This is a genomic window from Salicola sp. Rm-C-2C1-2 (assembly GCF_040196175.1).
Classification (GTDB): domain Bacteria; phylum Pseudomonadota; class Gammaproteobacteria; order Pseudomonadales; family Oleiphilaceae; genus Halospina.
Genome location: NZ_JBEFNF010000001.1, coordinates 1207766 through 1222118, shown reverse-complemented (window position 1 = coordinate 1222118; position 14353 = coordinate 1207766). Strand labels below are relative to the sequence as shown.

The window sequence follows — 14353 nt, the reverse complement described above, 5'->3', positions numbered from 1 at the left end:
GCTGGATAATATGGGCGCTTTTAAGGGTCAGAGGCCATGGCCCGACATACACCCTGTTTCAGAGGACCCTGATCGTGAGCCAGGAGCAACTCAACCGCTACTTTTCCGACTGGACTCAGCGAGAAGCCATCGCCGAATCCATGATTCCGCTGATCGGCCGCTTGTATCGCCGGAACAATGTGGTGACGTCCATCTATGGGCGCGCGCTGATCAATCAGTCGGTCATCAACATTCTTAAGGCACACCGATTCGCGCGCCAGATCGAGGCGGAAGAGCTGGATGTTCACGAGACCTATCCCATCCTTGAGGCACTGGATCGCCTGAATCTGGGGCAAGCGCACATCGACATTGGTAAGCTCGCGAGCCAGTACAACCGTGTGCGTGACGAGCAGAGCCTTGAGGATTTCCTGCGTGATGCGGTTGGTCCGGTGGTTGACCGCTATGACGAGGAAGCACGTCAGGCGAGTGAGAGTGAGACAAAAGATATCGTCCTTTACGGTTTTGGCCGGATCGGGCGCTATCTGGCCCGTATCCTTGTTGAGAAGGCCGGGGGCGGCAATAACCTACGCCTGCGTGCCATCGTGGTGCGCAGAGGGGCATCCAACGACCTTGAGAAGCGGGCTAGCCTGCTGCGGCGTGACTCCGTGCATGGTTCTTTTCGCGGCACAATCACTGTGGATGAAGAGAACGAGGCGATCATCGCCAACGGTAATTACATCAAGGTCATCTACTCGGATGGCCCGGATCAGGTGGATTACACCCAGCATGGCATCGACAATGCGATTGTGATTGATAACACCGGTATATGGCGTGATGAGGAGAGCCTGGGGCGCCACCTGGAGTCGACTGGAGTCAGCCGAGTGGTTCTGACGGCGCCGGGCAAGGGCAATGTCAAGGACATTGTCCCGGGCATCAATAATCAACAGTATTCGGATGAGGATCGCATACTGGGTGTTGCCTCCTGTACGACCAACGCCATTGTGCCGGTGCTGAAGGCGATCAAGGATGAGTTCGGTATTGTTGATGGGCATATGGAGACCGTCCACGCCTACACCAATGATCAGAACCTGATTGATAACTTCCACAAATCGGAACGCCGAGGCCGTAGCGCACCATTGAACATGGTTCTGACTGAAACGGGGGCCGCCAAGGCGGTTGCCAAGGCGCTACCGGATCTCAACGGTAAGCTGACGGGCAACGCCATCCGCGTACCCACGCCCAACGTTTCCATGGCTATTCTCAACCTTAACCTAGAAAAAGCGACGACGCGTGATGAAGTGAACGAATATCTGCGGGATGTGGCCCTTCACTCGGACCTGCAGAAGCAGGTTGACTATGTCAGCTCCCCGGAAGTGGTTTCCTCCGATTTTGTGGGAGCCCGCCATGCGGGCGTGGTCGATGGCCAGGCTACGATCGCCAATGGTAACCGTGCCGTGCTCTATGTCTGGTATGACAATGAAGCGGGATACAGTGCTCAGGTTATCCGGCTGGTCAGCGAGATGGCCGGTATGTCCTTCCCTATCTTTCCGGAGCGCGGAACCGCCGCAGATCACTGATAGGCTCCGCTACAAGGCCGGCCCGCAAGGCTGCCTCCTACTTATTGGGTAGTCGCTCCGGGCCGGTACTGTGTGGAATCCTGAGCCCGGTATCTCTATAATTGGGCAGGTTTTTCACTCCATCCAGTTCTGATTGGGCAAAGCGAATGATCAAGATCAAGAAAGGCCTCGATCTTCCGATGACTGGCGCGCCCGAGCCAACGATCGACAAAGGGCGGGCTGTGCGCCACGTTGCCCTGACCGGTTTTGACTATGTTGGCATGAAGCCGACCCTCAAGGTTCGCGAGGGTGAACGGGTCAAACGGGGGCAGCCTGTCTTTACGGATAAGAAGAACGAAGGCGTTGTCTATACAGCTCCGGCCGGCGGCACCGTCCGGGAAATCAACCGCGGTGAACGGCGGGTATTCCAGTCTCTTGTAATCGAAGTTGATGAGAATGAAGAGGCTGAGACCTTCAGCCGTTACAGCGCCACCGAGATCGACGGTCTTGCCCGTCAGGATGTGGTGGACTATCTCGTCAATGCCGGAATGTGGCCAGTCCTGAGGACTCGTCCCTACAGTAAGGTGCCTGCCATCGATGCGCCGGAACCACATTCAATTTTCGTATCGGTGATGGATACTCATCCGCTGGCGCCAGACCCGCAGACCATCATCAACCAGGACCCGGAAGCGTTCGAGAACGGTCTGCGAGTGCTGGCGCGGCTGACCAGTGGTGCCGTACACCTCTGTGGTGGGCCGGGTGCGAGAGTGCCGATGCCGTCCGGCGAACAGTTCCAGCAGCATACGTTTGATGGCCCTCACCCCGCTGGCAACGTGGGTACCCACATCCACTTCATTGATCCTGTGGGTGGCGATAAAGTCGTCTGGACAGTTGGATATCAGAACGTCATAGACCTCGGTCGTCTATTCACTACGGGCATGCTACCAACGGAACAGATCGTGGCCATTACCGGTCCCTGTGCCGCCCAGCCCCGACTACTGCGCACCCGGATTGGCGCCAGCCTGGAAGAGCTTGTCGAGGGCGAGCTTGATCAGGGTGATTTGGACATTCGGCTGGTTAACGGTTCTGTACTTGGTGGGCGTGCGGCTCGTGGCCCGGTCAATTACCTGGCACGTAACGCCACACAGATTACCGCACTTGAGGAAGGCTACCGCCGCTACTTCATGGGGTGGCTGTCTCCGGGGCCGAATCGCTTTTCCCGTCTTAACATTTACCTGTCAAAGCTGATGCCCGGGAAGCGGTTCAGTTTCACGACCACCACCAATGGCTCCGAAAGGGCGATGGTCCCGATCGGCGCTTATGAGGAGATCATGCCTCTCGATATTCTGCCCACCCAGCTGTTGCGCTCGCTGATCGTACAGGATACTGAGCAGGCTCAGCAGCTTGGGGCACTGGAGCTGGATGAGGATGATCTTGCTCTTTGCACTTTCGTGTGCCCCGGCAAGTACGAATACGGACCGATTCTCCGGCAGAATCTGACGCGCATTGAGATCGAGGGCTGAATCATGGGGTTGAGACAGATATTCGACCGGGTTGAGCCACACTTTGAAAAGGGCGGGCGTTTTGAGCGCTGGTACCCCTTGTACGAGGCTGTGGACACCATTTTCTATACGCCACCGTCGGTGACACGCACCAACGCTCATGTACGTGATGGCATTGATCTCAAGCGGATCATGATCACCGTCTGGTTCTGCGTCTTCCCGGCTATGTTCTTCGGGATGTGGAATGCCGGCTACCAGGCGAACACCTATTTGGCCGAACAGGGCATGGCGATGGCGGACGAGGGCCTGCGTGCCGCCTTCATTTCAGCTCTTGCGGGCAATGATCCTTCAAGTATCTGGGATAACATCATTTATGGTGCGGCTTATTTTGTGCCCATCTATTTTGTGACCTTTGTGGTTGGCGGCGCCTGGGAAGTGCTGTTCGCGACCGTGCGCAAACACGAGGTCAACGAAGGTTTTTTTGTTACGTCGATTCTGTTTGCGCTTATCCTGCCGCCGACGATTCCATTGTGGCAGGTCGCGCTGGGCATTACCTTTGGTGTGGTTGTCGCCAAGGAGATCTTCGGGGGTACCGGCAAGAACTTCCTGAACCCGGCATTGACTGGGCGCGCATTTCTTTACTTCGCCTATCCGGCGCAGATCTCGGGTAATGAGGTATGGACGGCCGTGGATGGCTTCAGTGGAGCGACAGCGCTCAGTGTTGCAGCTTCAGATGGCATGGAAGGACTGCGTGATCACCTGACCTGGTTTGACGCCTTCTGGGGCGTGATGCAGGGGTCCATCGGCGAAACCTCAACCCTGATGGTGCTGATCGGTGGTGCGGTACTGCTTTTGATGAAGATCGCCAGCTATCGCATCGTGTTTGGCACTCTTATAGGCCTTATTGGCACCTCATTGCTGTTCAATGCAGTGGGTTCCGATACCAATCCGATGTTTGAGGTTCCGCCTCATTGGCACTTTGTGCTTGGCGGTTTCGCATTCGCTATGATGTTCATGGCAACGGATCCGGTGTCGGCCTCCATGACCCATACCGGGCGTTGGGTGTTCGGCATATTCATCGGCGTGATGACGGTACTGATCCGGGTCGTGAATCCGGCGTTTCCGGAAGGCGTGATGCTTGCGATCCTGTTCGCGAACCTCTTCGCGCCCTTCATCGACCACCTTGTCATTCAGGCGAATATCAAACGGAGGCAGGCCCGTGTCGCAGTCTAACGATACCGTCAGCAGGATCCTGATCGTCGCCATAGCGCTCAGTATTGTCTTTTCAGTTATTGTGTCCGGCGCAGCAGTGACGCTGCGCCCGGCTCAGGAACGCAATGAGGCATTGAGTACGCGCTCCAACATGCTAGCTGCCTCCGACGTTATTGAGACCAACGCCTCCAATGATCAGGTTGCCCAGGCCTTTGACCGCTTTGAAGTTGCCCTGGTTGAGATGGGGACGGGCGAGATTGTGCCTCCTGAAAAAGTCAATGTCTCCTCCGCCGCCGACTATGAGATGCGGCAGGCCGCCATGAATCCCGAAATCTCAAGATCCCTCAAAGAAGATCCGGCGGGCATCAAGCGTCAGGCGCTGTACCGCAAGGCTTTCATTCTGAGGAATAATGGTTCGGTTGAACGCGTGGTATTGCCGATCCATGGTTATGGCCTGTGGTCGACCATGTATGGTTTCCTTGCCCTCGAGGGAGATGCTAATACTGTAGCAGGCCTGCGCTTCTATGAGCACGGCGAAACGCCGGGGCTTGGTGCCAAGATTCAGAAACCTGACTGGGTGGCCCAATGGAAAGGCAAGAAGATCTACGAGCCGGGCAACTGGGAGTCCCCCAACTTCCGGCTGGTCAAGGGTGGTGTGGGCGAAAATGCGGACCGCCGCGAACACAAGGTTGATGCGCTGTCCGGGGCAACACTGACGTCCCGGGGCGTTGAGAGCACGATCAATTTCTGGCTTGGTGAGAGGGGCTATGCGCCGTTCCTCGCCAAAGTGCGCAACGGGGAGATCTGATCCATGGCGGAAATGAAAACCAAAGACGTCCTGTTTGGACCCATACTGCACAATAATCCGATTGCTCTTCAGATCCTAGGCATCTGTTCGGCGTTGGCTGTTACGTCAAGCGTCACGGTGAGTCTTGTAATGTGTGCTTCTGTGATAGCGGTGACTTGTGCTTCCAACTTTGCGGTGTCACTCATCCGCAAGCAGATTCCCAGCAGCATCCGGATTATTGTCCAGATGACGGTTATTGCTTCGCTGGTCATCGTTGTGGATCAGTTCCTCAAGGCGTTCGCCTATGAGATCAGTAAGCAGCTGTCGGTATTCGTGGGGTTGATCATCACCAACTGCATCATTCTGGGCCGCGCTGAAGGCTTCGCTATGCAGAATGGTCCGTGGCTGAGTTTTGTTGACGGATTGGGTAACGGGATTGGTTACAGCGTTATCCTGATTGTGGTCGCTACCTTCCGTGAGATATTTGGCGCCGGAACATGGATGGGCTATACCGTCCTGCCACTGGCAAGTGAAGGCGGCTTCTATGTGCCGAATGGCTTGATGCTTCTGCCTCCGAGCGCTTTTTTCCTGATTGGCTTTTTCATCTGGGCCGTACGGATCTGGGATCCGGATCAAGTTGAAGAAGAAGAGTTCGAGATGCAGCCCCATAAAGTACGGGAGGCATTCTGATGGAACACTATATCAGCCTTATTCTCGAGGCTATTTTTGTTGAAAACCTGGCGCTGGCGTTTTTCCTTGGGATGTGTACCTTTCTGGCTATTTCCAAGAAAGTGGAGGCAGCGCTGGGCCTTGGGATCGCCGTGGTTGTGGTTCTGACGATCTCAGTGCCGGTGAACAACCTCATCTATAACTATGTCCTGCGTGATGGGGCGCTTTCCTGGGCCGGGTTGCCCAACATGAATCTGAGTTTTCTTGGGCTTCTGACCTATATTGGCGTGATCGCTGCGCTGGTGCAGATTCTGGAGATGTTCCTGGATCGCTACGTGCCGGTGCTGTACAGCGCGCTGGGGGTCTTCCTGCCCCTGATCACTGTGAACTGTGCCATTCTGGGTGCCTCGCTTTTCATGGTCGAGCGGGATTATGCATTTGGTGAGAGTGTGGCCTATGGTTTTGGGGCCGGCGTTGGCTGGGCCCTTGCGATCGTGGCACTGGCAGGCATTCGGGAAAAGCTCAAATACAGTGACGTTCCGCCGGGACTGCGTGGTCTCGGTATCACATTCATCACCGTGGGACTGATGTCGCTCGGTTTCATGTCCTTTGCGGGCATTTCGCTGTAAAACAGCGTATTCGGATTCAAGGCAGAAGGCGGAGTCATGGTTACAGAGATCATACTGGGCGTGGTGATGTTCACCGTGATTGTCCTGTCGCTGGTCGCGATCATTCTTGGTGCGCGGGCGCGACTGGTCAGTTCCGGTGATATCGAGATCGAGGTCAACGGCGATCCGGAACACAGCTTCGAGGCACAGAGTGGTGGCAAGCTACTGGGTAAGCTCGCCGAGCAGGGTATCTTCCTGTCCTCGGCCTGCGGCGGGGGCGGTAGTTGTGGCCAGTGCGTATGCAAGGTGCATGAAGGTGGTGGCGCCGTGCTGCCAACGGAAAAAAACCACTTCACCCCGCGGGAACAGCGTGAAGGGTGGCGGCTTTCTTGCCAAGTGCCTGTCAAGCAGGACATGAAAGTTGAAGTGCCCGAAGAGTTCTTTGGGGTGCGTAAGTGGGATTGCACAGTACGCTCTAACCACAACGTGGCGACATTCATCAAAGAAACCATCCTCGATCTCCCTGAAGGCGAAGAGGTGGAGTTCCGGGCTGGCGGATATGTGCAGTTTGAAGCGCCGCCGCATGAAGTCCATTTCAAGGACTTTGACATCGAGGAAGAGTACCACGAAGACTGGGATAAGCACGGTCTCTGGGACCTGAAGTCCGTGGTGAAAGAAGACATTGTGCGCGCTTACTCCATGGCCAACTATCCCGGAGAAAAGGGTGAGCTGCGTTTCAATATCCGGGTTGCGACGCCGCCGCCCGGAACCGACCATCCTCCGGGCCAGATGTCGTCCTATATGTTTTCCCTGAAGCCGGGCGATACCATGAGGGTCATGGGTCCGTTTGGTGAATTCTTCGCCAAGGATACCAACGCTGAGATGTGCTTTATCGGCGGTGGTGCCGGCATGGCGCCCATGAGAGCGCATATCTTTGATCAACTTAAGCGTATCAATACGAACCGCAAGATCACCTTCTGGTATGGCGCACGCAGCAGGCGGGAAATGTTCTATGTCGATGACTTCAATCAGCTGCAGGAGGAATTCCCCAACTTCACCTGGTATGTGGCGCTATCTGATCCGTTGCCTGAGGATGAATGGGAGGGTGATACCGGTTTCATCCATAACGTTCTCTATGAGCGGTATTTGAAGGATCATGAGGCGCCCGAGGATATTGAGTATTACATGTGTGGGCCGCCCATTATGAATGCGGTCACTATCAAGTTGCTCAAGGATCTTGGTGTCGAGGATGAGAATATCGCCCTCGACGATTTCGGGGGCTGACTGGCCCCAAAGACACCCGGCTCCGGCCGGGTGTTTTTTTGGTTGAACTCACGGTCGATAGGGAGTCACCATGGCAATATCGACACGTGTGGAGGACAGTATGTTTGAGACATTTTTATTGGCACTGGTTTTAGTGATGGTGCTGATTGCGGGGATGTCGATTGGCGTCATCTTTGGGCGTAAACCCATCAGCGGCTCCTGCGGCGGTGTCGGCAACCAGGTTGGCGGTGGCAGCGGCTGCTCAGTGTGCGGCCGTGAATCCGGAAATTGCGCGGACTATGAAGACGCGCCGGAAGCTGGCGATGCACAGAAGTTTACCTATAACGCAGACAGTGAGCGCCAAGCATAGCAGCGCCGGTAACTGTATTGAGGCAGACAGAGAGGAGTGATAGAGCGGATGTCGGACCAGCATTTTGATGTTGTTGTGATTGGTGCCGGGCCTGCTGGAGAAGGTGCGGCCATGAATGCGGCCAAGCACCGTCGCCGGGTTGCGATTGTTGACGATAAGGATACTGTTGGCGGCAATTGTACCCACTGGGCAACCATCCCCTCCAAGGCACTGCGTTATTCGGTCAAGCAGATCATCAACTTCAACACCAATCCGATGTTCCGCGATATTGGCGAGCCCCGTTGGTTCTCCTTCCCGCGGGTGTTGCAGAACGCTGAACGGGTGCGTGACAAACAGGTTAAACTCCGCACCGGGTTCTACGCCCGCAATCGGGTCCAGCGCTTCCACAGCCGTGCGCGTTTTATGGATCAGAATCAGTTGGAATTGCTTGGCGACGACTACGGCGGTAAGCGTATCACAGCGGATAGTTTCGTGATCGCGACCGGTTCGTCTCCGTATCTACCTCCCGATGTGGACTTTTCACACGACCGGATCTATAACAGTGATTCGATCCTTACGCTGTCACATACACCACGGACCATGACCATCTACGGCGCGGGTGTGATCGGGTGTGAATATGCCTCCATCTTCTGCGGGCTGGGCGTGAAGGTGGATCTGATCAATCCCGGCAGTCGTCTGTTGTCCTTTCTGGATGATGAGATCTCGGATGCGCTGAGCTATCACCTGCGCAACAACGGGGTCTTGGTGCGGCATAACGAAAAATACCAGTCCGTGGAAGGCGATGAGCACGGCGTGGTTCTGAATCTGGAGTCAGGCAAGAAAGTCCGCTCGGATGCCTTCCTCTGGTGTAACGGTCGGAGCGGTAATACTGGTTCACTTGGCCTTGAAAACGTTGGGTTGGAAACCAACTACCGTGGGCAGCTTGCTGTGGATGAACACTATCGGACCCAGGTTCCAAACATCTATGCCGTTGGTGACGTGATTGGCTGGCCCGGTCTCGCCAGTGCCGCTTATGATCAGGGCCGGTCCGCATCCTCGGATATCATGGCGGACAAATATTTCCGCTATGTGGATGACGTGCCCACAGGGATCTACACCATCCCGGAAATCAGCTCGGTTGGTAAGACGGAACGCGAACTGACAGAGGCCAAGGTGCCCTATGAAGTAGGGCAAGCTTTCTTTAAAGACCTGGCTCGGGCCCAGATTTCCGGTGATCCGGTGGGCATGCTTAAGCTTCTTTTCCACCGTGAAACCAAGGAACTGCTTGGTATCCACTGTTTCGGGGATCAGGCTGCGGAAATCGTCCACATCGGGCAGGCCATCATGAACCAGCCCGGTGACGCCAACACGCTTGATTACTTCATCAATACCACCTTCAATTATCCCACGATGGCGGAAGCTTACCGAGTGGCGGCCCTTAACGGCCTCAATCGGGTTTTCTGAGCACTGGCGTCAGCCAGTGGGCGACGACGGGCCCGCTGGTGACTCAGTGGCTGTGGCCGGTTCGGGGCCACGGAGAGTTTCGATATGATGGCCCAGCCGACGACGGTTTTCAAAATAGATGAGGGCGCTGGTGGGATAATCCGTGATCACGGACTCCACTCCCATCTTTTCAAGCTCAAGCATGTCGTGGATGCGGTTCACCGTCCAGGTTGAAAGCCTCAGGCCCTTGCGATCGGCATCTGTAACCATGGCGGAGGTACAGATCCGGTGGTTGCAGCATAAGTATTGGCAGTCAAGTGTTTTCGCCTGCCGCACAGGCGATGGGAAGCGCCGTTCAGCGACGTACCCCAGGCTTATCCGGCGGTCCAGCCTCCGCGCTGCACGCAGGAACCCGGCATTGCTCGAAGTCAGGGTAATCCGCTGGTAAAGGTTCTCGCGCTGGATCCATTCGACCAAGCGGTTACAGAGCCGGTTCAGTCGCCCCCTCTCGTCCGATTTTACTTCCAGCTGAAGATGCTCGTATTCCGGGCAGGCCTGAACGACCTCGTCAAGTGAGGGGATGCCTGTGACATGATGCCAGGTGGCTGTGTTTTGACGCGCATCCAGGGTGCTCATCTCCTGGGCAGAGACTGCGCTGACAGCCCGGTCGTTGCCGGTGGTCCGCAGTAGCGACCGATCATGGATGACGACAGGGATGCCGTCCTGTGACAGGATGATGTCCATTTCAAAGCGTCGGATACCGTGCCGGTAGGCGTGTCGGAATCCTGCCAGAGTGTTTTCGGGGGCTTCCCCCTTGGCGCCACGGTGACCGTAGATCAACATGTAGGCGGATGCCTCCTTCATCCGTTGTCGTTATAGAGGGCGCGCCGTTTGCGGTACGTCTCGTGACAGAGTTCAACATCCTTCAGAAACCGGGGAAGATCGGTCGGCAGCAGGGCCTGGGGGCCGTCGACCAGCGCTTTTTCGGGGTTCGGATGAAAATCCGCGAGGATCATGTTCGCACCCGCTACCACGCCCTGGGCGGCTGCGTGGGTAATGTCGGAAATGCCATCCGGTGCCCGGTCGCGAACGCCCACGGAGTGGGAGGGGTCGATGCAGACAGGCATCCGCGTCAGGCGCTTGACTACCGGAATATGAGCAAAATCCACCAGGTTACGGTGAGGATTGCCGGCTTCGGTTTTCATGCCCCGCAGGCAGAAGGCGACATTAGTGTTGCCTTCAGTAGCCAGGTACTCGGCCGCATTGAGCGATTCATTGAGAGTAATCCCGAAGCCGCGTTTAAGCAGTACCGGGTATTCCGTCTGGCGGCCGAGCGCCTTGAGCAGCTCGAAGTTCTGTGTGTTTCGGGTGCCAACCTGGAGCATCACGCCTGTGGGATAGCCGGTCCGTTGCAGTGCCTTTTCAATTTCGCGCACATGATTTTCATGGGTGACTTCCATTGTGATCACCCGGATATCGTATCGACCCGCCAGCTCGAAGACCCAAGGCAGACAGTCCGCACCATGGCCCTGGAACGAGTAGGGGTTGGTTCGTGGTTTATAGGCCCCCATGCGTGTGCACTGCTGGCCATTGTCTTTCAGCGCACGCAGTGTCTCTTCTACATGGGTTGGGTTATCGACAGCACACAGACCGGCGAAAACGTTGAGGTTGTCCTGGCCAAAGTGGACCCCGTTATAGTCGAAGCCAGTCTGGCGTTTGGCATCACTGTGCCTGCCCAGAATCCTGAAATCGTCTGAAATGCGGATGACCCGCTCGACGGCGGGAAGTGCTTCGATGTCGCCGGCATCCAGGGCTTTGGTATCGCCGAGCAGATAGATTTCGGTCAGGGTCTGCTGACTGCCCAGTACGTCATGAACGCGCACCTCGATGTTGCTCAGTTGGTCGAGGAAATTCATGGTTTCGCGGTAGGCATCGCCGTCGCGATCCGTATCCGGGTGGAGTATCAGTAACATAGGCCCTCCATGTGTCGCTATGGCGTGCTGTCGCCCTGGATCCATTTTTCCAGATTCGCTTCCAGCTGACGCTGGTCGGCGGCAAACCGCCGGATTCCGTCCGCCAGCTTATCGCTGGCCATGGCATCCTCGTTGAGATGCCACCGGAATTCGCGTTCATCCATACAAGGGTGGGTTTCAGCGCGGTTGCTGTTATCGGGGGTGAGCTGCTGCTCCAGCGTATCGGTATCCTGTGAAAGTGCTTCCAGCAGCTGCGGGCTGATTGTCAGCCGGTCACAGCCCGCCAGGTGTTCGATTTCGCCCTGGTTGCGGAAACTTGCCCCCATGACAATGGTCGGGTAACCATGGCTTTTGTAGTAGTTGTAGATCCGCTGTACGGATTGAACACCGGGATCATTGGCCGGATCAATGGATGCTTGGCCTGTCTGGGCGAGATACCAGTCCAGAATACGTCCAACGAAGGGTGAAATCAGTGTCACGCCAGCGTCAGCACAGGCCATTGCCTGAGTGAATGAAAACAGCAGGGTAAGGTTGCAGGCAATACCCTCACGCTCCAGGACCCGCGCGGCCTGGATTCCTTCCCAGGTGGCGGCGATCTTGATCATGACCCTGTCAGTATCCACCCCTTTTTGGCGATAAAGGTCAGTGAGGTGGCGTGCTCGGGCAATGGTGGCGTCACGGTCGAACGAAAGCCGGGCATCCACCTCGGTGGAAACCATGCCGGGAACGCTTTGAAGGATCTGCGCGCCTGCCAGAACTGCGAGGCAGTCGCCCACCGCCACCGGGTCTGGTGAATCGGTCTTCGCGCGTTCCTGTGCCCAAGCCAGGGCCTGTTCGATAAGATGGCGATAGGCGTTTGAGGCCACCGCCTTGAGCAGCAGCGACGGATTGGTGGTGGCATCCCTGGGCTGCCACTGGCGGATGGCGTCCAGGTCACCAGTGTCGGCGACCACGGTTGTCATGTGGCGGAGCTGATCAAGTTTGGAAGTCATCGGCTGGTCGCGTCCATTGTGCATCCGGGTTTCTGGAACTATAGAAAGTAGCCCGAGTCACGATAGCGCGCTGTCGCCGGCGTCACAAGCGCGGTGTCCGCCTCTCAGGCGACGTCCGCTGGTTCCTGGACTTGTGCAAGCGCATCTCGGACAACCTCAATGCCGGCTCCTGGGCGATGCGCATTTTCACTGAGGTGGCGGCGGAACCGGCGGCCTCCTGCGCAGCCATGAAACAGGTTCATGATATGACGGGTCATGGCCTGCAATGGCACGCCTTCGGCAAGGCGCCATTCCAGATAGGGCATAAACCGCTCGATCACCTCACTGCGAGTGGTGCAGGGGGCCCCAACGCCGTAAATTTCCGGATCCACCTGGCTGAGCAGCCAGGGTTGCTGGTAGGCCGCACGGCCCACCATAACCCCATCCACATGGTTGAGTTGCTCACGGATGGCATCCACTTGCCAGAATCCACCGTTGATGATGATTTCTAGCTGTGGAAACTGTTCCCGCAGGGCATGAACCCAGTCGTACTTCAGTGGCGGTATATCGCGGTTTTCCTTTGGGCTGAGCCCCTGGAGAATAGCGACTCGTGCATGCACGATGAAAGTCTGGCAACCAGCTTCTGCAACCCGTTCAATGAACCGGACAAGGTCCTGCCACTGTTCGTGGCCATCGATGCCGATGCGGTGCTTAACAGTAACCGGTAATCGGGTATTGTCCGCCATGGCGGCAACCGCCTGGGCAACGGTTTCCGGCTCGGCCATAAGACATGCGCCGATGCGGTTGTTCTGAACCCGGTCGCTGGGGCAACCCACGTTCAGGTTGACTTCATCGTAGCCCCAAGCTTGCGCCATGGCGGCGCACTCTGCGAGTTCAGCAGGGTCGGCGCCACCAAGCTGAAGGGCAATCGGGTGTTCCTGCGCATCATAGTCCAGAAAGCGTGCCCGATCGCCATGGATAAGCGCGCCTGTGGTGACCATCTCGGTGTAGAGAAGGGCATGACGCGTCAGGTTGCGGGCAAACCGGCGATAGTCCCGAGTGGTGTGATCCATCATAGGAGCAATACTGAAGCGACGATCCGGTTCCAGGTTCTGCATGCCGGTTCTACTCCTTCTTGGAATTGTCGGGTTGACAGCGGCTTACGGCGTCCGTCAGCGATTCCAGGAAAGCTGTGTAACCACCAACTTTGATACGGATCTCCCCGCCCAGCGGATCCCAGCGGCTCACATTAAGTGATTGCGGTAAGTCCAGACCGCGCCACCAGTTTCCGCCAAGCTGCGATTCAGTCATGATACAGGGGAAACGGGCCTCTTCAAGAGCCTGCTGCAAGTCAGCAATGTGTCTGGCGCTGGGACTGCGTTCTGGGTTGTTTGTCAGCGTTGCCGCAATAGTGAGGCCGAAGTGGTCCGCAAAATAGTGAAATGCATCGTGATAAGTGAACAGGCTGATCCGAGCGAGGGGGGCAAGGCGTTTTTCAATGTCGCTCTCGGTGTCGGCGAGACGTTGTCTGAACTGGTTGTGATTGCGTGCGATCTGCTCCTGGTCGAGATCTTTCACGCCCGCTAGGCTTTCCCTGACACGCTTTGCCATGGCCTGGGCACGGTCCGGAGCTAACCAGATGTGCGGATCCATACCAGTACCGTGATGATGTGCCTCATGGCCGTTGCCTGCGGTGCTGCTTTCAGGTGCTTCTGCCAGCGCGAGTGCTTTCTGTGAAAGTGCTTGATCGCTCATGATGCCCTGCAGAAAGGGTTCTAGCTCCGGGCTCAGCCAGTAGATCCGATCCGCCTCCGCAAGCAGCCGGCGCTCGGAGGGGCGCATACTGTAATGATGAGGGCTGACGTCGGCCGGAACCAGCGACTGGACGTCAGCCTCATCGCCAGCAACTTCTTTCACGATCAAGGCGAGAGGGTGGATGCTGGTAGCAATCAGCGGGCGCTGCGCCCAGGCAGGCGTACTCGCCAGGCTCAGGAGCAGGATGAGGACATGGTGCAGGCAGCGCTTCATCATAAATGTGTTA

At 56.7% G+C, this 14353-nt stretch carries 14 protein-coding genes; 9 read left to right on the top strand and 5 right to left on the bottom strand.

The window, feature by feature from the left end:
- The first annotated feature begins 74 nt into the window (after positions 1-74).
- The 9 genes from AAF659_RS05625 to sthA all read left to right on the top strand — a co-directional run bounded on the left by AAF659_RS05625 (position 75) and on the right by sthA (position 9389).
- Complete coding sequence (locus AAF659_RS05625) at positions 75-1556, top strand: glyceraldehyde-3-phosphate dehydrogenase (RefSeq protein ID WP_349750701.1); 1482 nt, start codon at positions 75-77, stop codon at positions 1554-1556.
- A gap of 146 nt (positions 1557-1702) precedes the next feature.
- Positions 1703-3058 (top strand): Na(+)-translocating NADH-quinone reductase subunit A, encoded by a 1356-nt coding sequence (locus AAF659_RS05620; RefSeq protein WP_349750700.1) that lies wholly within the window; start codon positions 1703-1705, stop codon positions 3056-3058.
- Positions 3059-3061: 3 nt separating this feature from the next.
- Positions 3062-4270: an NADH:ubiquinone reductase (Na(+)-transporting) subunit B gene (locus tag AAF659_RS05615; protein WP_349750699.1), complete on the top strand. Its 1209-nt coding sequence runs from the start codon at positions 3062-3064 to the stop codon at positions 4268-4270.
- Complete coding sequence (locus AAF659_RS05610; RefSeq protein ID WP_349750698.1) at positions 4257-5057, top strand: Na(+)-translocating NADH-quinone reductase subunit C; 801 nt, start codon at positions 4257-4259, stop codon at positions 5055-5057. Before AAF659_RS05615 ends, AAF659_RS05610 begins: the two co-directional genes overlap by 14 nt.
- A gap of 3 nt (positions 5058-5060) precedes the next feature.
- The gene (locus tag AAF659_RS05605; protein ID WP_349750697.1) at positions 5061-5726 is read left to right on the top strand and encodes an NADH:ubiquinone reductase (Na(+)-transporting) subunit D; all 666 of its coding nucleotides are present in this window, start codon (positions 5061-5063) and stop codon (positions 5724-5726) included.
- Entirely contained in the window at positions 5726-6334 is a 609-nt protein-coding gene (gene nqrE / locus AAF659_RS05600) for an NADH:ubiquinone reductase (Na(+)-transporting) subunit E (protein ID WP_349750696.1), read from the top strand. Before AAF659_RS05605 ends, nqrE begins: the two co-directional genes overlap by 1 nt.
- Before the next feature lie 36 nt (positions 6335-6370).
- Positions 6371-7597: an NADH:ubiquinone reductase (Na(+)-transporting) subunit F gene (nqrF, locus tag AAF659_RS05595; protein ID WP_349750695.1), complete on the top strand. Its 1227-nt coding sequence runs from the start codon at positions 6371-6373 to the stop codon at positions 7595-7597.
- A 70-nt stretch (positions 7598-7667) separates the two neighbouring features.
- Positions 7668-7946, top strand: a complete 279-nt coding sequence (gene nqrM / locus AAF659_RS05590; protein WP_349750694.1) for a (Na+)-NQR maturation NqrM — start codon at positions 7668-7670, stop codon at positions 7944-7946.
- 48 nt (positions 7947-7994) lie between these two features.
- Entirely contained in the window at positions 7995-9389 is a 1395-nt protein-coding gene (sthA, locus tag AAF659_RS05585; protein ID WP_349750693.1) for a Si-specific NAD(P)(+) transhydrogenase, read from the top strand.
- 9 nt (positions 9390-9398) lie between these two features.
- Here the strand turns inward: sthA and AAF659_RS05580 are convergent, their stop codons facing one another.
- From AAF659_RS05580 to AAF659_RS05560, 5 genes are all read right to left on the bottom strand, one after another.
- Positions 9399-10232, bottom strand: a complete 834-nt coding sequence (locus AAF659_RS05580) for a glycerophosphodiester phosphodiesterase (RefSeq protein ID WP_349750692.1) — start codon at positions 10230-10232, stop codon at positions 9399-9401.
- On the bottom strand, positions 10229-11341 hold the full coding sequence (locus AAF659_RS05575) for a 3-deoxy-7-phosphoheptulonate synthase (RefSeq protein ID WP_349750691.1): 1113 nt from the start codon (positions 11339-11341) through the stop codon (positions 10229-10231). Before AAF659_RS05575 ends, AAF659_RS05580 begins: the two co-directional genes overlap by 4 nt.
- A 17-nt stretch (positions 11342-11358) precedes the next feature.
- Positions 11359-12333 (bottom strand): transaldolase, encoded by a 975-nt coding sequence (gene tal, locus AAF659_RS05570; RefSeq protein ID WP_349750690.1) that lies wholly within the window; start codon positions 12331-12333, stop codon positions 11359-11361.
- A gap of 104 nt (positions 12334-12437) precedes the next feature.
- On the bottom strand, positions 12438-13430 hold the full coding sequence (dusA, locus tag AAF659_RS05565) for a tRNA dihydrouridine(20/20a) synthase DusA (RefSeq protein WP_349750689.1): 993 nt from the start codon (positions 13428-13430) through the stop codon (positions 12438-12440).
- Between the two features lie 7 nt (positions 13431-13437).
- Complete coding sequence (locus AAF659_RS05560) at positions 13438-14343, bottom strand: zinc ABC transporter substrate-binding protein (RefSeq protein ID WP_349750688.1); 906 nt, start codon at positions 14341-14343, stop codon at positions 13438-13440.
- Between the last annotated feature and the right edge of the window lie 10 nt (positions 14344-14353).